Origin of the sequence: Legionella steelei (assembly GCF_001468005.1) — a bacterium.
Taxonomy (GTDB): domain Bacteria; phylum Pseudomonadota; class Gammaproteobacteria; order Legionellales; family Legionellaceae; genus Legionella; species Legionella steelei.
The window spans coordinates 723096-744649 of record NZ_LNYY01000019.1 but is presented as its reverse complement, the minus strand read 5'-3'; the positions used below and the strand labels follow the sequence as shown (position 1 = coordinate 744649).

Here is a 21554-nt window from a genome sequence, read left to right as displayed (position 1 = left end):
TAATCAGGTATCTCGTGAATATTCAGGGAGAGGTTATGAGATTAAAACAGATATATATCTCTGTTTTATATACAACATTGATGTTGGGATCTTCTACTTTTGTTGCACATGCATCTTTAATTAACCCTCATGAAGCAGGCAATGAAAAAATTGTCTCTGTATATTTGCTTATAGATAATGCTGAACAGCTTCAACAATATGTTGATGATTTGACTAAACTTCGAAAAGCAAATTTTAATCGAGTTATCTTTTCATTTGTTCGGCCAACATTAATTGATTATCAGACTGGTAGCCTTGCTGATACTGGGATACTGGGCTATTTTACAGATCACGATGGAAAAGGTGCTCAAGCTTTTAATGCATTAAAAGCAGCGATCAAGTTGTCTAAAGAAAAAAAAATTCAAACCTTTCTCTCTATTGGTGGATGGAATTACAGTTGTAACTTTGATGAAGTACAAGAAAATTGCGGGCCTCGTCCTGCAGCTGGAAATCAGTTCCTTTATGATTGGTTTCCTGACCCGACTGTTCCAGATCAGGCTTCTAAGGCAAAAACATCATATGCAAATATAGTAAAATTGGCTAATGATTTAGGGGTAGACGGTATTGATTTTGACTATGAGGAGTTTTGGCATGCGGATCAATATGCGCTAAATTGGGGACCAAGCTCAGGTGGTGAATGGTCAACTGATATAGCTCAAAGGATACTTAATGCGGGGGGACCAACTTATAATAATCTCATGAAATATGGGATAAACTCTGGTTCTTCTTATGTTATGCCTAAAACAATTGATAAAGTTGATGCTATTTTGCACGCAATAATGGATGATCCAGGGGCTAAATACCTTAAATTTGCTGTAGCAGCGCCTCCTGGTGGGGCTCGGCCAATTACGGGCTTCGTATATGGAGACAAATTTCCTGATATTTATACAAAGGGTGGCCTTTGGTGGAGGGGAAATTTGAAAGGACTATGGTATAACCTTATAAATAAAGATGAAGCGCTCGCGTCACGTTTTGATAGTATGGGCGTAATGACTTATGACTTGTGCGGTGATAATCCAGTTGTATGCGCACCTTACGCCGATGGACCTTTGGATTTGCCAGGTCAAGTCAGTGCATATATGAAAGATTATACGAATTGGTTAAAAGCAGAGAGTGAGAGTAAACCCAGTCTAACAATCGATAATACTGGAAAAGTAACCTTTTTACCTGCTAAATATAATATTAATACAAAAATACAATTTGGATTTCAAGTAAATCAACCAGCCTATCCTAAAAATGTAAACGGACAATTACAGCTAACCAATCAATTAGTTAACAAAATTCTTGACCAGCAAAAAGACAGTGGAGGCGTTATTATTTGGCAAATGTACTCGAAGCAAAATACTGCCGTACCAGACGCTGCCACGGTGAAATATACTATTAGTCAAAGTTGCAAAACTTTCTTAGCAAATGATAATCGGTATGATTGTGATGCGGATTTTCCGAGCATTCCGAAATAATGTAGTGTAGCCTGGATTTTGATCATTGAGACTTTCATCTAGGCTACTATGAACTATATTTTTCGTTGTAAGCCTGAGGCAGCAAGTATTTTGGTTGATATTTCTTCTATAGAGTATTTCGTCGAGTTAATGTAAGGAATTTTTTCTTTTTGATACATCGCTTCCACTTCATGTACTTCGAGACGACATTGCTCAGATGAGGCGTATTTGCTGTTTGGTCTGCGCTCTGCTCTAATGTGTTGTAAACGTTGTGGATCAATAGTTAATCCAAAAAGTTTATTTTTATATGGTTTTAGTACATCAGGTAACTTAAAGCCGAAAATTTCTTCTTCAGTAAATGGGTAATTAGCGGCTAAAATTCCATATTGGAGCGCCATATACAAACAACTGGGTGTTTTACCACATCGCGAAACGCCAATAAGAATAATATCTGCTTTGTCATATCCACGTGTTTTGACGCCATCATCATGAGAGAGCGCAAAATCGATTGCCTCGAGTCGGTGCAAGTACAATTTGCTGTTGCCCACTCCATGGGTTCTTCCAACGGTGTAAGAAGATTTTTCATTAAGCTCTTCTTCCATAGGACCAATAAATGTATTAAATAAATCAAATACACGGGCATTTGCATTTTTAATGTAATTTCTGATCTCTGGGTCAATCAGCGTCATAAATACTAAGGGTTTGATTCCTTGTTCCTCAAATGCATGGTTAATTTGTTGCACTGCAACTTCCGCTTTTTTTAAGGAGTCAATATAGGGGATGGTGAGCTTTTCAAATTTTATATTTTCAAATTGGGTAATTAAACTGTGGCCAAAGGTTTCAGCTGTAATCCCTGTACCATCGGAAATCATAAAAACATAACGTTTCATGTGTTGCCTTAAAAAATAATTTATCTATATTATATTTTAAAATGAATTAGTTAATATCACCAGTAAGTGTACTTATTTAGATCCATCTGCTATCTTAAATTTAATAAAAGGATACTTTTAGGGTTAATATGGAACAAGATCGATTTGGCAGTAATAGTAAACTCTATATTTTAGGCATGATTTGTTTGGTTCTTTGCCTGGGCTTGTTTTTCTTTAGCTTATATATTTTGCCCTATCTTGCTTGGGGATTAAACTATAATGTCCCCGCTATTGTTTTAGATCTTTTGGGTTCATTACAGGATGAATATAACTATACTGTTGGAGCCAGTAAGCTTATTGTTTGGCTTATATTTTTTGTACCGAGCATGATCACTGGATTAATTTCCTATTTTGTATCTAATCATATAGATAACAATCTTTATAAATCAGAGTTGAAAGTTGAAGAGGAAGAAGAAAATCCTCCCACCAAACAAATTGGCAAAGAAATAAAAGAATCCGCTGGTTTGGGGTTAAAGATTCTTGGTTTAATGATTCTCATTGTGCTTGTGATTTTTTTATTGCAATATCTTATCCAGGCAACATCATAGCAAATGGCAGGAGAGGTTATGGCCTATTTAAAACGTTGGAAAATTAAAAAACTTAATAAGAAAATAAAAGTGATGCAGGCGAATCGGGTAAACAATCAACCCGGAGATGAAATGCTAAAAAAAGAAATTGGCTACTATTTTGAATTAGCATCCATTTACAGCAAGTTAAAAGGAAATAAAAAGTTTCCTTATGCGAGTTTAATGTATCAGGAATGCTATAGGGCTGCTGCCGGATTGGATGATGCGGAGGCTAATTTTCAAATAGGACAAATGACCCTTGAAGAAGCAAAATTCAGACAAAATTTGGAAAAAGAGGGCGTTTTTAAAAGTGAAACAAATCTGAAGAAATGCAATCAACTTTTTGAAGAGGCGCATGCATATTTGTCAGCGGCAATAGCATTAAATCATATCGCTGCAAAACGATTAAGAGGGCTCTGTTATATTAATGGTTGGGGCTTAGAACCTGACAAAAAGGCTGGTTTTGAGCTAATTGTCGCAAGCATTGAGGAAGAGGGTTCTTGGGATAGGGTGCCTCAAATTTTTGCATCGATGGGTTTGAATAAGCCTGAATTCTTTTCGCAAATTATGCAACGCAGAAAATCATCATAAGTGTTTAAAATCTACAACAGAGTTTTATTATCTTTATAGCCTGGGAGTAGCACAACGAAACCAGGTAAAAGATTTTTTATAATATTGCTGCAGAGTAGTGATTCAGCTCAATACTTAATTAAATCTTTTTGTGCATTTTTGATTTGATAGATGATAAATATATCTATAATTAAATAAAGCATAATATTAAAAGGTGTCTGTTGTGGAGCAAAGAATAGAAATCCCTAGAGAGAAGGTGCTCGTCGTTTCCATTGATTTTGATGGTTGTTTAGGGAGTCATTTGTTCGTCGAGCGATATCAAAAACTTCTGCAACAATATAAAACTCCTGAAAACATTCCCCCAGATGAATATGAAAAAGCAGTTGTAGAAGCCAATCAAGTACTCTTTGACTCTGTAAAAAAAGGAGCAGACGGATACGATAAAGTGGTTATTATGGTTGGATCGAATAGAACATCTGCAGAAAAAGATCAAGATGATGGTCCTAAAAATAAAAATGGATCTGCATTTCGAGCTATTGAGCATTTTGCTAATGCGTTAAGAAAAAATATAACGCCCCCAGTTGAAATAAATAAGAGGGTTGTTTTTGATAGTGTTTTAGGCCAAAAACCAGGATATAACTTTGACTTAAAAGAAAAGCAAACTTTGGAGGACGATGTAAGGCAGCCCTATTTAATGTCAGGAGACATGAAGTTTCGTTTAGCCTACTTTCAAATACATGATGTTTGTGCCAGTCATCCCAATAGCGATGTGACTTATGTTCATGCAGATGATAGAGATGATATTGTAAGGGTTTCAGCCAACACGTACGCAAATCAAGAAACTGCTGGGATGCTGCCTACAAATTTAAAGAAAGCATCTTTTCTACATTATGAAGAATATAACCCAATTGCAGAGTTAATTGGGATTCAACGAGATTTATCAATTCGTATAAGTAATAAGACGCCTAGTGACGACTATTATATTCGCAATACAAAAGAGCGAATAAAATCTGCAGTTGAAATTATACTCGCCGATATGAGTTTGTTAGTAGATTTGACGAAAGAACAACAATTAGATGAAAAAACACAACCTGAAATTGAGAAGGCTAAAAAAATTCTTCAAAACATGCCATTAATGACTCAGTTAGACCAAATTGAAACAATTGAAGAACTATCCTCATTCTGTAAAGAAATTAATGGTGTTATGGCTAATAATGTTCGCAATATAACATTACCTCAGGAGCTCTCTGAACCTTATGATGCTCAAAAAAAGATACTATACGCACAGCGCATAACAGAGTTTGGAACCTTTGAACGTCAGATTGGAAGTGATGGCTATACAATTCCGCAAAAACAATATGACTCACTTATAAAAACCTGCTGCCAGGATGACTATCCAAAAAGCAGCGATCCTTTGAAGATACTACAGCAAATAACGTCTGAGTCGCGATGTTATGAGTTTGACCAATTAGCTGAAAAATTAAAAGGAGCACTGGTGCATGAAAAACATGGTAATAAATGGAGAGACTTGATAAGCAACCAATATAAAGAAATTAATTTTAAAGATCTTGATGCAAAAACGATAGCAATAATGCAGTTAAGCAATATGGTTTATACTTTAAGGCAACATGTTGCGTCAGGAGATATGAATTATCAAGAAGCAATTGAAGAACTGAAACCCTCTATAGAAAAAGCAATTAATAAAGCTCAGAACAAAACATTTTTTGGTTGGCTTGGGATAACACAAAGTAATGTTGCAAAGCAATTGACAACTTTTAAAAAAGACTTCCTAGAGTTTAAGGAAAGAATACATCAAATTATTCCACATGAAACAGAAAAAGATGAACGTGATGATCGAGAGATAAAACTACCATGACTTATCCTTGTACAATAAGCGGTGATCTCAGAGGATTATCATTTGGTATTGAAACAGTTTTTAATGTATAGTTATCATTCTATTTTATGTATTTATGAGCAAAATAACTCATTTTTTTAGCTCGCTTTTATGGCACATCAATATAAAAATACGTTTGAACGTATAATAACACCGAGTGAGAAATTGTATCTTGCTGGCGATGCAATGCATCATTCCTTTTCATTGCAATTAGTGTTTGAAATGGATTCAGAAGTAGATGTTTCCTCTCTTAACCAGGCTATTATTCAAGCAAGCATTGCTAATCCATATATACATTTGCGAGCAAATTTAAGATGGCGCAATTCGATATGGAATGTTGCTTCAGAAGTGCCAAAAGATGCTGATCTAGTTTGTGTTATTGAGGACGAGTGGGATGGTCAAGAGATACTATACGCCCCATTTCTCCATGGCAATAAATTTGATCCTATGCATTCTGCCACGCAAGTTACCTATATAAAAGGAATACGCCATTTTTTAGTATTCCGTGCTTTTCATGGTGTCATGGACGGTATGGGCTTATATCACTGGGTGAGTGAGATTTTTCGGGCATGGAGGAAGGAGTCTTTAGTTGGCACACATCAGTTGATGAGTGATTATGACTTTCTTAAACAAAATAGAAAAAATGAGTATCGTCCTAATTTCCCATTGGATTGCATCGCGCCAACAGGTAACACGGGGCTTACTCATGCTCATTATCTATGGCATAAAGTAACTCTTCCTGGAAAAATCAATGCAATAACCGCCAAAATTTGTCAAATATTATTAGCTGCTAGTGCTAATTTAGGGGCTGAAAAGGCTCGCTTTATGATTCCCGTAGATTTGCGCCATCATGTTGCTCATGCAAATACAACCGCTAATTTTGCAAACCCTATTTTTGTTGAAGCAGCAAAGGGCGCGACATGGTCGAGCATTTTCAGTGATATGATGAGACAACTTGGTAGTCAAAACGAATTGCAGATTGGAAAGTATGATGCATTTGTACGTTTTTTACCTTTATCTTTATTAAAGGGATTACTTAGATCATTGATTTATTACCAAAACAAAAAAAATCGCTACATGATGTCTGGGATTGTATCTAAATTGTCGATTAATTTAGCGGATTTTGATTCAAAACAGGGCAGTAAAGCCATCGATGGTTACTTTTTACCGATTAATGTTCCAATTGCACCAATTGTGCTTATTGTCACGGAACATCATAATGCAACAACAATATGCTTCTCTGTATCAAATAAACATGGCACACCAACAGAATGCATCCTTTTAGCGAGTCAATTTAAGAAGTTGATTAATGAGTCTAAGATTACTACAAATGAAAAGCGCTCCTGTGCTTCGCTATGGCCTGTATATAACAATACACAAATTGCTTATCCTCAAGAAAAAAATACGTTCACAAAGATATGGGAGCGTTCTATAGAACATCCCAACGATCATGCTCTAATTTCAAAGACTCAAACTCTAACTTATAAACAATTGACACATCGTATTTTGAATATCGCCAGTCATTTTTCTGAATTAGGTATTCAGTGTGGGAATAAAGTTGCTATTTATTTACCACGCAATGAAGATATGATTTGCTCTATGCTGGCTTGTTGGTACTTAGGTGCTGCTTATATTCCAATTGATATCAAATCACCTGTTGCTTGGGTTTTAGCATTATTAGAAGATGCCAAACCTGATTTAGTTGTTCATGAGCAGCATGCCGAATTAAATTATTCAGGTTTATGTACCCATATTCCAGTAGACATCATGAGTACAAATATACCCAAGCCATGCACGAGCTCCTTAAGCCAGTTAGCATATATTATCTATACCTCAGGTTCTACAGGAGCACCTAAGGGAGTTATGATAAACCATGGGCAATTACTGAACTATTTATCTTGGGCAGTTGATGCATACCGAAATAATAATAAACCTTATCATACTGCTCTATTTACTAGTATTGCTTTTGATTTAACCGTGACCACAGTCTATTTGCCATTACTTACCGGCGGCAGCATGAGGCTCATGCCTGAGCTCATCACTTCATTGATATTAAAAGATATTCTAACCAATCAAAGGATTAATTTTTTAAAGCTCACTCCATCGCACCTAAGAATGATAAGTAATTTGCCTATGAAGTCAGAGCATCAAGTAACTTTGGTTGTTGGCGGTGAAGACTTTCCTTGTATATTGGCTCAAACAATTAATGAAAAATTACCTGTTGCACGCATATTTAATGAATACGGCCCTACGGAAACTACTGTAGGTTGCATGGTTCATCAATATAATGCAGGAAGCGATCTTCAAGGCAGTGTGCCTATCGGTATTCCTACAGCGAATACACGTATCTATTGCTTGGATAACCAATTAAAACCAGTAAAGATTGAAGAGGAGGGAGAAATTTATATTGCAGGAGTTTCTGTTGGGATAGGGTATTTGAATCAACCTGAACTGAGTCAGCAGCTATTTATGGATGATCCTTTTTTTCCAGGACAACGTATGTACCGAAGTGGTGATTTAGCGAAACACCGAGGAGATGGCTTACTTGTTTATTTAGGAAGAAAGGATCAGCAAATAAAAATTCGAGGCCACCGTATTGAGTTATCTACAATTGAATATGCCTTATTAGCGCTTGATGGAGTAGCGCAAGCGATTGTGATGTGCGTGGACAATGAACTTGCTGCATATATAGTGGCTAACTCAAAGAATCAGTTAGCTGATTTAGGTAGTGTGTTGTCAGTTGTTCTTCCGTCTTACATGGTTCCAAAATATTTCTTTTTTTTAGCTGAGCTGCCTTTAACCGTACAGGGAAAAGTAGATTATAATAAATTGCCGAAACCTGTTTCTGTATCGAGCTCTTCCAGGCACGATGAAGACGACAATTTATTAGCAAAAATTCGTCAACTATTTGCGAATACCTTGTCTTTACCTCTTGAAGTTATTGATAGTCATGCTACTTTTGGCGACATGGGAGGTGACTCCATACAAATGGCTTATATGATTAATGAAATGCTGATAAACATGATTTTATCTGAACATCATGTTGCCTTTGGCAAAAGATTAGAACAACTATTAATGAGTCCAACGCCATATCATTTTTATGACTGTCTCTCAAAACTTAGGGTTGTTGATAATCTAGCTGAGAGCGCCTACGCCTCGCACTTTATGCGCGGGAACCATATGAAGAGCAAATGAATGGAAATTGTAATTGGTTTTAAGGAATGATGTAGATGAACATTTTAATTACTGGTGGTAGGGCACCAGCTACCATGGATATTATGCGTAGCCTCATGAATCAGGGATACCAGGTTTACAGTGCCGAAAGCATGCTGTTCCCGCTTGCGCGATGTGTTAAAGGAGTCAAAAAGCATTTTGTTACCCCTAAGCCCAATCATGATCTTGCGGCATTTTTGAAAGCAATAAAAGACATAGTGATTCAATATAAAATTGATCTTTTAATTCCTACATGCGAAGAGATTTTTCATATCAGCCAAGGTCATGAAGAGTTATCAAAGCATACCAAAGTATTCTGTGAACCCTTTGAGCGTTTGAATCAACTGCATAATAAATATGAATTTAACCAACTTGTGAGTGAATATGGTTTGGCTGCGCCACAAAGTTGGTTAATTAACACAGATAAGGACAAACAAAATCTTCCCAAAGATATCCCACTTGTTTTAAAACCGGTTTTTTCTCGTTTTGGCTCGCGCACGCTCATTAAACCCGCGCCAAAAACTCTTGCAAATTTATCAATCAGTGAACCGTATATTGCACAGCACTTTGTTCAAGGAAAAGAGTATAGTACTTATGCCATTGCCCAAAAAGGAGAGGTTTTAATTCAATCGTGTTATTACTCTAAATATCAGGCGGGGCGTTCCACGGGAATTTATTTCGAGCCTGCAGAAATTAAACCAATTACTGAGTTTATTAAAACATTTTGCAAACGCTTCCAATTTAGCGGTCAAATTGCTTTTGATTTTATTTTAATGAATGGTAATGCTTACGTCTTAGAATGTAATCCACGAGTAACCAGCGGTTTTCATCTTCTAACTGATAAGATTGACTGGCATTCTATTTTAAGTGGGCAACGCCAGTATGATGTACCTAATATGCAGCATATGCAGCCCTATATGCTGGGGCAGGGAATGATGCTTCACAGCCTCAAGTATTTTCTAAAAAATCCGCTCCGTTTTGTTAAGGATTACCGAAGAGCACATGACGTATTAAAAAATAAAGCATATCCATGGTTCAGATTGAAAAGTACACTAATCATGCTCAATGTGCTTTGCAGAGTGATCAGGGTGAGGAAAGGGTTTTATCCTGCCTCAACTTATGACATTGATTTTAATGGAGTTGAAAACCAACCAAGATAGAGTTTATTCGCTCTGTAGTACTTTGTAGCCTGGGTGAAGGCGAAGCCGTAACCCGGGATCTGCACCTTCCCTCCCAAAGGTTCTCTCTCCTCATAGAAGAGAGTGAGCACCACGGTAGTACTTTATTACGATGGTCGATACTGGATGACGCCAAAAAAAATCCGGGATTCCACTGCACCAAGGTTACATGACTACCAGTCCAATCATTTATAAAGGTATGCCTACAAAACCTGTTTTTTTTATTTGCCTATACTTAGATAAGTCTCTCTTTAAGGAAATAAAATGAAAAAAATATTATTGAGTAGTATTGGCTTTTTATTTATTACAACATGTTTTGCTCTAGGTGAGCCTATGGATCCCAATAAGTCTTTATTGCCGTCACCTTTTCCAGTTTATACTCTTGGAAATAATGGAGTGATTAATCATCCTTATCCTGGAGCAGAACAGGCACTTTTACCAACAGATAACAGTTATACTATGGCGCCTGGTTGTTATATTGCGTGTTATTCACATAATCAAGGTGTTTACCCTGTGGCAGCAGATATTTATGTAATGGGACAAATTCGTGTCTGGGGCAAGTATGAGGATCGAATTTGCCAGCCTCAGGGATATAAAGGAATGGATATCAGTAAAGAAAATAAATTCAAATTCCTCTGTTCTCAAAAAATTAATACATGTAGAAACAATACTTGTTGGGCTGGAGGCGATACCGGTGGCTGGTTTGGCATTCAGTAATTTTTGATAACTTTGGTGCGTTGATGTCGGATGGGTGAATTATCCCGGGTTGCACCCAGGCTATGAAGGAGTAATAAACTAATGAAAATAGCAGTGTGTAGTGATGAGTTTTATCCAGTTAATGAGTTTGTTGTTCAAGAGCTTGAACGTTTGGGACATCAGGTTGTTGCATTTGGTGCAATCAAAACAGGACACAGTGAATCATGGATCAAAACTGCGCAGGTTGCTGCTGAGGCAATTCGGCAGGGTACTTGTGATGAGGGTATTTTCTTTTGCTGGACAGGAACGGGTATTTCGATTGTTGCTAATAAAATTCCAGGTATACGGGCAGCACTTTGCACTGATGCTCAAACAGCGAAGGGAGCAAGGATATGGAATCAGGCAAATGTTTTGGCCCTCTCCAATCGTCTCTTAACTCAGGATTTAGCGACAGAGATTTTAGATTCTTGGTTTAATACTAAAACTGATGGAAATGGCGAACAAGTCATCAAAGAAATTGAAGCAATAGAACGTGGATATCACGAATAGAAAGCGTTTTTTTTTCGAATACCTTTCAAAACCGTGAGCACATGCAAGCGATTCTAGGAAACCAGAATTGCAGCATAGTAATGACTGAAAAATAGCCAGCATGGCGAATATTTATGGCTCGCCCAATTAACATGTACTAAAATATGCTGAAATTAGAGGGTGTAAGGCCATCAGGTAGCGGAGTATAGTTCATGCCAACAGTTGTCAGTCAGTTAGATTTTAAAAGTGATTCAAAAGAGATACCACAAAAGAAGCCCAATTCCGATGATATCTGTTTTTGTGAACTGATTTACAAGGCGGCAAAAAATCTGAATAGAAATGAAGCCAAAATAGCAATTAATAAAATACTTCTTTTCGCCACTATTGATGTACAACATGCTACAACAAATGATGTGGCAGTTAGTAAATTAGCAGCTGAAGGTAATATAGAGTCAGTTAATTTTTTAATTAAAGAATTCAATGCTTCATTATTGTGGGCAGCATATGGCTATGCTCGCGGCGGGCATGTAGTGGAAGCAGATAAAGTGTTTGTACTAGCACAGGATTCTGTAGACCGACTCAAATTGTTGAAGCAAATGGCATCAGGCCATGCTCAAGGCGGGCATGTGTCAGAAGCAAAAAAAATCTTAGCGTTAGTGCAGAATTCTGCCGACCGATTCGCGGTGTTGCAGCATATGGCATTTGGCTATGCACTAAGAGGGCATGCGGCAGAAGCAAACAAAGTCTTATCGTTAGTACAGAATTCTGCTGACCGATTTGTGGTGTTGCAATACATGGCGTTAGCTTATGCCCAAGGCGGACATGTGGCGGAGGCAAACAAAGTCCTAATGTTGGTGAAGAATCCTGCTGACCAACTCAAATTGTGGATGGAAATGGCGTATGGCTATACTCGCGGCGGACATGTGGCGGCAGCAAACAATGTTTTAGCATTAGCCGAGAATTCTGATGACCGATTTGCAGTGCTGCAGCAAATGGCATTTGGTTTTGCTTGTGGTGGACATGTGTCAGAGGTCAATAAAGTCTTCGCCTTAGCTGAAAATTCGGCTGACCGACTTTCACTGTTACAGCATATGGCATTAGGCTATGTTCAAGGCGGATATGTAGTGGAAGCAAACAACGCCTTAGAGTTAGCTCAGAATTCAATTGAGCGACGTGCATTGTTGGTGTACATGGCATATGGTTATGCTCTAAACGGACATGTGGCGGAAGCAAATAAAGTCTTAGCGTTAGCCGATAGTCCTGCTGAACGACTGGCAGTGCTGCAACAACTGGTATGTGGCTATGCTCAAGGTGGATATGTGGCGGAGGCCAACAAAGCCCTTGCGTCAGTTCAGAATTCTGCTGGCCGACTTGCTGTGTTGCAGTCTATGGCATTGGGCTATGCTCGAGACGGATATGTGGTGGAAGCAAATAAAGTTTTCGCGTTAGCGCAGAGTCCTGCTGAGCGATTCGCATTGTTGCAGAAAATGGCACATGGCTATGTACAATGCGGATATATGACGGAAGCCAACAATGTTTTAGCCTTGGCTCAGAATACCGACGAGCGACTTGCATTGTCAAAAACAATTGTCGCTCAGTTATCTCAAAAGGCATTCTCTACTGAGCGCGATTTATTACAGCTCCTTGCAACATTTAATCCAGATTTCCAATCTGTTATTGCTTCTGAGTTAAAAAAATCCGCAGCAAAAATAGATATAGTCCACTTAGTTCCCAAAGCAACAAAACTACATGCGCTAATGAAGACCCAAAAACTTAATTTTAATCAAGCTATGGGTTGGTTGCAGCCAGAAATGCAACTATGGCTTTTACAAGGACCTCAACTGATTAAAAATAAAAAATTAGCTGCAGCAATGTTTTTATCTGTATCGACTTATTTAACATCTAATTCAATACCTGAAATGGTCGATCTTTCCAATAAATTATCTGTGACCACATGCCGTGATCGCTTCTTTAAAGATTTGCAATCACGCAATCATTTACTCGCATATGATTTAACTGCTGCACCCGCAAAAAATGCACCGGTTGCACCAGCTGCTTAAGATGACAAGCTCAGTAGAAAAATAAACTCTTAGGTGCCTAGCAACTAGAAATATAAAATGCTCAAAGTCCAGTGATTGAGAGTGATTAAAAACTTGTATAATCAGTACCTTCTGGGCTAAATTAGAATATTGCCTGCACCATAAGGTTTATTATGTTAAAACGTGATATTTCAACAACGAACATCCTAATTGTCTCCGCAGGTGGAATGATTGGCTCAGGATGGTTGTTTAGTCCATTCATTAGCGCCCAAATGGCCGGTAGTAATTCATTGATCTCATGGATTATTGCTACTGTATTTATGCTATTTATCGCACTGCCTCTGTGCGAACTTGGAACCATGTTTCCAATTTCTGGAGGAATGTCTAATTATCCAACCTTCACTCATGGGAAGGAAGTCGGATTTTTATTCGCATGGACCTCGTGGTTGTCTTATGTCGTTATGACCCCTATAGAAATTCAGGCAATTCTGCAGTATTCAAGTCACTTTTTTCCGGTATTAATTGTCAAAGATTCAGCAACGTTCGCGCTTTCTGGATATGGCTATGTTGCAGCAATGTGCATCATGCTTTTTGTCGTTGTATTGAATTCGTATGGAATTAAATTGCTTGTTGAATGCAATAAATATGCAAGTATTATTAAATTTATATTACCAAGCATTGCCATCGTTTCTTTATTACATGCTGCACCGTCCATGGGCAATGTCGCAATTGATTTGTCTACTAAAGAAAGTTGGATAGGTATTTTCACGGCCCTTTCTGCAGGGGGGGTTGCCTTTGCATTTACTGGATTCCAAAACGGCTTGATATTGGCAGGAGAAGTAAAAAATCCCCAGAGAAGTATTCCTATTGCTATTTTAGGGGCTGTACTGATCGGATTTATTTTGTATTTCATGTTGGAATTGAGTTTTATTGCTGCAGTTCCTCAGAAATATCTGGCTAATGGCTGGCATGCCTTGAGTTATCCTGGCGATAGTGGACCTTTAGTGGGGTTAACCTTAGTTTTAGGGTTAGGTGTTGTAGCCACCTTGCTATTAATTGATGCGGCGTTTTCTCCCTTTGGAACAACATTGGTTTATACCGCAGCAACTTCGCGAATTTTATATGGAATGGCATTAAATGATCATTTGCCCAAAATCTTTTTAAAGGTGAATCGCCATAAAATTCCTTACGTGACGCTTTATGCAAATTTATTAGTGGGAATATTTTCCTTCCTTCCATTTCCTGGATGGCAAAAGTTGGTGGCTTTTCTTTCTTCTGCGAGTATTTTGTCATACAGCATTGGACCTATATGTCTTTTAGCCATGCGTAAACTACAGCCACAAACACCAAGACCTTTTAGACTTGCTGGGGCTTTAGTTTGTTCTTACGCAGCATTTTATTTTTGTAATTTAATGCTGTATTGGTGTGGGTTCTCAGTCATTTGGAAGTTAGATATTGCCTTACTTTTTGGTATTTTGATTTATTGTGTCTATCACCGCAAAAACACTTGGGATAATAGTGCACTTTTATATTGGTTTTTATTTTATATGGTTACCATCCTTGTTATTTCCTACTTAGGAAGTTTTGAAGGAATAGGTATTTTAAAGTTTCCCTTTGATTTATTGAGTTTATTGCCCTTAAGTATCTTTATTCTGTATTCGTCGCAAAGATTGTTAAGTCCCGCACGTCATGAGCATGTTGCCTCCATGTCGGAAGAATCACCTGTAGTTTTAGAGGATAAAATTCTTACCTAAAGCTCAAATTATGATACAATTGCTCAAATTTTATTGGTGTGGAGCTGTTATATGCGGTTTGGATTAGTTACTCTTAAGTACATGAGCAGGCGATTTTTATTATTAGGAATTTTCTTTTTATCAGCTGCTTGTGCAACAGAAGTCCCTATTTATGATTTTTCGATAAAACCTTATTCCCAAAATATTAATGATTATTTGCCCTCAGACAGCGATGACTATGAGCTTCCTTTATTAAAACCTGAATATCAAGCGGCACAACTGCTGCAGTTTTATAATCATTACTATGCTGATAGCCCCGAAGGCCTCTCTCCTTGGAGTGAGAGGATGGTTGTTGCTACTCTTCCTACAGTAAAGAAAATTGAATTGGAGATATTAAAAGAATACGACAATCAAAATAAAGCCAATGAAGAGCGACACTACGCGGAAAATTTTAAAGAGCATGATGCACTATGGCTTAATCGCATCCAACGCAATATGGATTTGCCAGCTATTGAAACACTAGCTTTTAACGAAAAAAATAAGGCTATTGCCGTAAATAATACATTTGCGCGTGCGCTTCCTGAGCATGCTCCAGATTTTTATCATTTCACAATACCTGGCCAAGGATTTCCATTTGATAACCTGCAAGAGTCAGTGATTTGGGCAGGAACACCGCTCTATGTTTTTACTATGTCACAGGATAAATCGTGGTCTTTGGTCTTAACACCTGATGCTTATTTTGCTTGGGTAAAAAGCTCGGATATTGCTTATGCCTCAACTCAATTTATTGAGCAATGGAAAAACGCAGCGAAGAAGGGACTTGTTGCAATTACGGAAACAGAAACAAGCGTTATGAATCAACATCATCACTTCGAATTGACAGGCTATATTGGCGCTGTATTTCCATTTGTTGGTCGAGATGATAATGATATATCTATCTTGATTCCAGTAAAAAATGAGCATCATCAAGCAGTGACTCAGATTGGGGTTGTGTCGTCGCATTCTGCAAGTGTGATGCCGCTTGAGGCTTCAAAAAAAAATATGGCCAAGATCCTGAAACAATTACAAAATCGTCCTTATGGATGGGGCGGAGCTTTCTTTTTTAATGATTGCTCACAAGAATTAAAGAGTCTATTTACTCCGTTTGGTATTTGGTTACCACGTAATTCGGCACAACAGGCAAAAATAAGTTCAGGAGTTGATTTAACTAAAAACACAGTTGATGAACGTATTCGTACTTTGAAAACACAAGGTCATCCACTCATGACACTGATTTATATAGGCGGCCACGTGATGCTTTATTTAGGAAACAGATCTATAAATCATGAAGAAGCGGCAATGACCTATCAAAACATTTGGGGGCTTAGCCCCGCAAGCAGAGACAAACGTTATGTTATTGGGCAAGCATTGTTTTTTCCCTTGCTTAAATATTACCCTGAAAATCCAGACATAAGTTCATTGGCTAATAAATCTTACTTTAAAATGATTTATCTTGATGAGTTAAACACAAAGGACCCAACACCAGAAGCGTTTTCACATACCTTTATGAAACCAGCTAGCCCTAATTTGAGCTTCTAAAATGGCAAAATCAAAAATTACATATGTTTTTTTGGTACTTTTACTCATTTTAGTTTGTCTCTTTATGGCAATGACTAAACAAGCTGCTGAGCCTTGTGATGTAGCCGCGTTACAAGACGTTCCAAACTCATCATTACAAGTGATTGTAGTGCAGCTCATCAAGGGCTTTGAAGTAAAAGTGACAGCATGTAAGAAACGAAAAAATTCATGGATACAGGCATTGGATTCTTTTCCTGCCGTTGTGGGGAAAGAGGGTATAGCGCCTATAGGGAAAAAGAAGGAAGGGGATATGAAAACCCCAGCTGGTTTATATTCCCTGGGTACTGCATTTGGATCAGAACCTTTAGCGCTTAAAATGGATTTTAAATACATCACTGCGGATGATAAATTTATAGATGATGTTTCTCATGAGCGTTATAACACGTGGGTCAGCGGCGATACAAACGCCAAAAGCTATGAATTGATGCTTATTGACGCATATAAAATGGGTGCAGTCATCAATTACAATATGAATCCAGTGGTCCCTGGAGCCGGTAGTGCTATTTTCATACATCTTTGGCAATCGATTAATGTAGGAACACATGGATGTCTTGCTCTGGATAAACCTCATTTGTTAAAACTACTTTATTGGCTGGATAAGAAACAACATCCTTTTATATACATATCAAATTCGATGTCATTATGAAAGAGATGAGTCTGGGACTGATGCAGCTGCAAAATACTTAGATTAGGGGTTGCACTTCGTCTCTGAATGGGTAAAGCTATACTCTACGTATCTTATTAGGGTATTTGTCGTGCGCTATTCTAATTATTTATGGGCTTTCGCAGCTTTATTCGTTAGCCAACTTGGCAATTCTCAAACGCTTTCAGAAAAAATAGATGGGATTATTGCACAACAATTGCCCCATGCAACCGTTGGCGTATTGATTAAAGATGCCCAGACCGGGCAAGTTGTTTACAGCAGAAATGCGGATAAACTATTGTCTCCAGCCAGTGGTATGAAAGTGCTTACAGCAGCAGCTGCGCTTTATCAATTAAAACCAGACTACCGTTTTATAACCACACTGTCACGAAAAAATCAGGATTACTATCTTCAATTTACTGGGTCACCGTCTTTTACTGTAGATAATTTGACTTCTTTAGTGCTGAGTTTGCAAAAAAATAATGTAAACACAGTAAACGGCAATGTGGTAATTGATAGCTCACAATATCAATCCCCATATTATCCAAGTGGAACCTCTTATGACGATTTAGGATGGTATTACGCGGCACCAGATACCGCAGCAATTTTGAATGATAATAAAGTGGTTTATGAATTAATTAGTGCAAATGAATTAGGCCAACTCGCCAAGGCGAAGCCCAAAACTCTTCCCAAAGCTTTAACTCTTATTAATGAAGTAGTGACAGTGAGTAAAGAAGAGGAAAAAAATCATTGTAGTCTGAATCTTGAAACGAAACCCAATAATACTGTGCGCTTATATGGTTGCATGATTCAGGATAAAAACCCAAAATTAATCGAACTTGCTATTCCTGATCCCATTTTATTAGTAAAACAAGTAGTCAAAAAGACCCTTAATCAAAGCAATATTGCCGTGAAAGGAACGATCACTACGGGAGTATCTCCATCAGATACTGCTTTTGTTGCCAGTTTCCAATCTAAACCCCTTAGTAAATTAATAACACATATGTTACAGCAATCTGATAATCTTTATGCAAACAGTTTAACTAAAAAATTAGGTTATTCACTCACCGGAAAGGGAACTCATAAAGAAGGTGCTTTTGCGATTAAAAAAATATTATCTGAGCATACACATCTTAATATGACGCAAATGGAGATCGTGGATGGTGAAGGCACTCGTTATAATTTGGTGACGGCGGAACAAATGGTCAACCTACTTAGCGATCTTTATCATGATAAAGACATGAATACGATTTTCTTCAAGGCCTTACCACAAGCAGGTGTTTCAGGAACACTCAAAGATAGAATGAAGAAAACAATACTTGAGAAAAAAGTATACGCAAAAACGGGTTCAATGCATGATATTTCTTCACTATCGGGTTTTATGATTAATCCAAATGAAAAAACATTTATTTTTTCTATTATTATCAATGGGGTGAATCAACCCTTAGAAAAAGCCAAGTCACTTGAAGAAAAGATATTATTGGCTTTAGATAAATACAGCGTAGAAGGTAGTCAGACTTAATTCGTAATCGTTTACGTACCGCCACTCATCGTTTTTCAGTGACTATCTCCATTGGGATATCTTTTTATCCTTATGATGGCAAAAGAATAGATGCTTTAATATCCCAAACTGACGAAGCACTTTATGAAGCCAAAAAGATGGGTCGTAATAAAGTCGTAGCAAGTTCAAGCATGCATTCGAATCGAAATCGTTAATACTTTCAAATACTAAGAGGACTTGTTTCAGCAAGTGCTTTGCACATGTCTGATACTTTGAAATCAGGGACAATTTTTACAATATTATTTGCTTGAAAATTTTTCCAATTAATTTTTTGATACAGCTGACGGTTAAAAGTAAATGAATAACAAAAGGATGGCGTGTTATTACCATATGAGTCCGTAGCAAGAAGGTAGGACTTAATATAAATTTGATCTGCTTTTACATTCGAAGAATACAGTTTTTGAATAATTTTAGTGACATACGGTATGGATACTTGTGCTGCGAGTTCAGTGGCATAGAAACCCGCCTCTGTATTGGAAAGATTTGTATCAACGATACCTGTTTTTTGTAAGTAGGGGATATTTTTTAATATTTTGTTTTGATCGATATAAATAGAAAGTTCTTGCTTTGACAAACTATGACGAAGACCTACCGCATCACGATAAGTGTGTTGTTTTGCTGCCAAAACAGATGAATTAGTACATACATATAGAATACAAAAAATTGGTAATAAGCGCATTTATTTTGTCCCTAAAAGTATGTGCACATAATTACAGTATAACAAAGCTTTCAATTAAAAAATGAGTTATTTATTTGATCATAAATATTTAAACTATTCTAAAGCCAGCAATCTTGTGATTGATAAAAAAACCTGGATAATCGGCCACAATTCGATTATTTAGAGGTAGATTGTTGTGAATACTGAAAAGCTATTTTCTTATGGAACATTACGTTATGAATCGGTTCAATTAAGTAATTTTGGAAGAAAGTTACATGGAGCAGTAGATAGCCTTCCTGGTTTTGGCATGTCTAAAGTTAAGATAAAAGATTCCAGCGTCATTGCTGCAAGCGGTGAAGATGAACATCCAATTATTACTTATACTGGAAAATCAACGGATAGTGTGGATGGGATGGTGTTTGAGATAAGTCCCGCAGAGTTAAAAAAAGCTGATTCTTATGAGGTGGAAGATTACAAACGGATTCAAGTGAAACTTACTTCGGGCATACTTGCCTGGGTATATGTTCATGTTGAGAGTATTGAGTTGTTATCATGAAGCAGGAAAAGGAATAGTAGTGATTGTCGGCTAGGCTGTTAAGCCCAGCGTTTAGCTTGATCTTATTTTTAAGGGAATTTTAGCGAAATTTAAAGTGCTGGACTTAACAGCCCAGCCTACCTTACTGAGGAGTTTACGACGTACAACATGCTCCTTAATGTACCGCACGATGCTCATCTTTAACCCATCGCATCAAAAATGCTCCGATTATCTGGTATAACGGCAAAATAGCGAGAGCGATATGATAACTAAATAGTGAAAACTCATGAGAAGTACTGGCGTTACTAAAGACATCAAGAAGTTTTCCTATTGCTGGCTCAGTAACTGCATCCAGAAATGCATCGCTGGCATTGATTAAAGAGGTTACTGTACCTGCCAGGTATAATGGATTTGATTCTTTTCCAATTACAAATACGATTGGAAATGCCCCTAAACTAAACCCAAAAAGGAAGAGCAATATGCTCAGTAACCAGAGTGGCATAGGATGTGCGTAGATTACCAAACTAATGGATAAAGCAGACACTAAAGTACTGTAAAACATAAAAGCACAACGATTTTGTATGCGGTTAGTAAATAAAGCAAATACAGGACATGCAAGAGCTAATCCTACAAAAACCAGAGAAATGAGAGATGGGGCAACTAATTTATCTAAATGATATGCTTGTTGCAAAAAAGGATTTCCCCATAAGCCACAAAAAATAACTATGGGAGAGAATGCTAAACCACTGTATCCGGTTAATAGCCAGTTTTGTTTATTTTTTACTATTAACAAAATATCTTGCCATAAATGCGGGTTTTTAGAAGCATGAATTTCAGATTTTGATGATTCAATGGAATAGGATGGTTTGTCTTGAACAACAAACAGGAACAAGAATGCTAAAATGATCCCCATCCAAGCTACATCAACTAAACTGGCTCTCCATCCGATCTGACTGACTAACCATGCTAGCGGCATTTGTCCAAATATTGCACCAACCATGGCAGCGGTAACAAGGAACGAGGTAAGCAATGCATAATATTTGTTTGGAAACCATACTGCTGCTAATTTGAAATAAGCGATGGAAGCAAAGGAAACACCAACTCCTGTTAAAGCACGCCCTAAAATCGCGGTATTTAACTCCTGGGCTTGGGAGAAAATATAAATTCCGATAGCGCAGCAAAAAATGGCCCCTGTTGTAACCCAGCGTGTTCCATAATGATCGAGAATAATTCCTACAAATAAAGGCACAATCAGATAGGTCCAGAAATATACTCCTGATAAAACACCAAGACCTAGTCCTTGTAGGTTAAATGTATCCATCAATTGTTGAGGCATTACGCTTGGAAAATTTTGGAGGATATATTTATAAAATAAAAATGCAGCACATAAACTAATGATAAAGATGGCGCGATAAGTGATTTGTTTCTGCGATGCCTCTGCATCGAGTGTATTTCCCATAGTGAATTTCCTCAAGATAGTTAGTCGTATCGTTTGATTATTTTGCCTTCTCCCTAGAGAGGCTAAATAATCGAAAACGCAACTCTAGGGTGAGGAGAGAAAGACCACGACGACCACCACCACAGACGCGACAGAAGCAATAGCACGCACCAACCCAAAAGAGTTGCTTAAAGAACATTGATGATGCGCGTTTTTGTTCATATATATTACAGAGTGTGGAATAAATTATTTATTTTTTGATGGTACCAATTTGTATT

The 21554-nt window shown here is 37.5% G+C and carries 18 protein-coding genes; 15 read left to right on the top strand and 3 right to left on the bottom strand.

Annotation, left to right across the window (positions count from 1 at the left end; all coding sequences use genetic code 11):
* Positions 1-35: 35 nt before the first annotated feature.
* Positions 36-1499: a glycoside hydrolase family 18 protein gene (locus tag Lste_RS07440; protein WP_058510414.1), complete on the top strand. Its 1464-nt coding sequence runs from the start codon at positions 36-38 to the stop codon at positions 1497-1499.
* Between the two features lie 53 nt (positions 1500-1552).
* Here the strand turns inward: Lste_RS07440 and ppsR are convergent, their stop codons facing one another.
* Complete coding sequence (gene ppsR, locus Lste_RS07435) at positions 1553-2368, bottom strand: posphoenolpyruvate synthetase regulatory kinase/phosphorylase PpsR (RefSeq protein ID WP_058510413.1); 816 nt, start codon at positions 2366-2368, stop codon at positions 1553-1555.
* 128 nt (positions 2369-2496) lie between these two features.
* Here ppsR and Lste_RS07430 point away from each other — a divergent pair, with 128 nt between their 5' ends.
* From Lste_RS07430 to Lste_RS18730, 13 genes are all read left to right on the top strand, one after another.
* Positions 2497-2955: a hypothetical protein gene (locus Lste_RS07430; protein WP_058510412.1), complete on the top strand. Its 459-nt coding sequence runs from the start codon at positions 2497-2499 to the stop codon at positions 2953-2955.
* 18 nt (positions 2956-2973) lie between these two features.
* Positions 2974-3564, top strand: a complete 591-nt coding sequence (locus Lste_RS07425) for an SEL1-like repeat protein (protein WP_058510411.1) — start codon at positions 2974-2976, stop codon at positions 3562-3564.
* Positions 3565-3766: 202 nt separating this feature from the next.
* Positions 3767-5419: a hypothetical protein gene (locus Lste_RS07420; RefSeq protein WP_058510410.1), complete on the top strand. Its 1653-nt coding sequence runs from the start codon at positions 3767-3769 to the stop codon at positions 5417-5419.
* A 129-nt stretch (positions 5420-5548) separates the two neighbouring features.
* On the top strand, positions 5549-8632 hold the full coding sequence (locus Lste_RS07415) for a non-ribosomal peptide synthetase (protein ID WP_058510409.1): 3084 nt from the start codon (positions 5549-5551) through the stop codon (positions 8630-8632).
* A gap of 35 nt (positions 8633-8667) precedes the next feature.
* Entirely contained in the window at positions 8668-9810 is a 1143-nt protein-coding gene (locus Lste_RS07410; RefSeq protein ID WP_058510408.1) for an ATP-grasp domain-containing protein, read from the top strand.
* A gap of 282 nt (positions 9811-10092) precedes the next feature.
* Entirely contained in the window at positions 10093-10545 is a 453-nt protein-coding gene (locus Lste_RS07405) for a hypothetical protein (protein ID WP_058510407.1), read from the top strand.
* A gap of 81 nt (positions 10546-10626) precedes the next feature.
* Positions 10627-11073, top strand: a complete 447-nt coding sequence (locus Lste_RS07400) for an RpiB/LacA/LacB family sugar-phosphate isomerase (protein WP_058510406.1) — start codon at positions 10627-10629, stop codon at positions 11071-11073.
* Positions 11074-11264: 191 nt separating this feature from the next.
* Complete coding sequence (locus tag Lste_RS07395) at positions 11265-13112, top strand: hypothetical protein (RefSeq protein ID WP_058510405.1); 1848 nt, start codon at positions 11265-11267, stop codon at positions 13110-13112.
* A 152-nt stretch (positions 13113-13264) separates the two neighbouring features.
* Positions 13265-14845 (top strand): APC family permease, encoded by a 1581-nt coding sequence (locus tag Lste_RS07390; protein ID WP_058510404.1) that lies wholly within the window; start codon positions 13265-13267, stop codon positions 14843-14845.
* A gap of 51 nt (positions 14846-14896) precedes the next feature.
* Entirely contained in the window at positions 14897-16402 is a 1506-nt protein-coding gene (locus Lste_RS07385) for an SH3 domain-containing C40 family peptidase (RefSeq protein ID WP_083503932.1), read from the top strand.
* A gap of 1 nt (position 16403) precedes the next feature.
* Positions 16404-17087, top strand: a complete 684-nt coding sequence (locus Lste_RS07380; protein ID WP_058510403.1) for a L,D-transpeptidase family protein — start codon at positions 16404-16406, stop codon at positions 17085-17087.
* Between the two features lie 109 nt (positions 17088-17196).
* Entirely contained in the window at positions 17197-18606 is a 1410-nt protein-coding gene (gene dacB, locus Lste_RS07375; RefSeq protein ID WP_058510402.1) for a D-alanyl-D-alanine carboxypeptidase/D-alanyl-D-alanine endopeptidase, read from the top strand.
* A complete protein-coding gene (locus Lste_RS18730) occupies positions 18606-18800 on the top strand; it encodes a diguanylate cyclase (protein ID WP_083503931.1) in 195 nt (64 codons plus the stop codon). Before dacB ends, Lste_RS18730 begins: the two co-directional genes overlap by 1 nt.
* 5 nt (positions 18801-18805) lie before the next feature.
* Here Lste_RS18730 and Lste_RS07370 read toward each other — a convergent pair whose 3' ends face one another.
* On the bottom strand, positions 18806-19324 hold the full coding sequence (locus tag Lste_RS07370) for a hypothetical protein (RefSeq protein ID WP_058510401.1): 519 nt from the start codon (positions 19322-19324) through the stop codon (positions 18806-18808).
* A 175-nt stretch (positions 19325-19499) separates the two neighbouring features.
* Between Lste_RS07370 and Lste_RS07365 the strand changes: the two genes are divergently transcribed.
* Positions 19500-19859, top strand: coding sequence for a gamma-glutamylcyclotransferase family protein (locus tag Lste_RS07365; RefSeq protein WP_058510400.1), 360 nt, complete (start codon positions 19500-19502; stop codon positions 19857-19859).
* A gap of 154 nt (positions 19860-20013) precedes the next feature.
* On the opposite strand, the gene Lste_RS07360 is transcribed toward Lste_RS07365, so the two are convergent.
* Positions 20014-21297 (bottom strand): MFS transporter, encoded by a 1284-nt coding sequence (locus Lste_RS07360; protein WP_058510399.1) that lies wholly within the window; start codon positions 21295-21297, stop codon positions 20014-20016.
* Between the last annotated feature and the right edge of the window lie 257 nt (positions 21298-21554).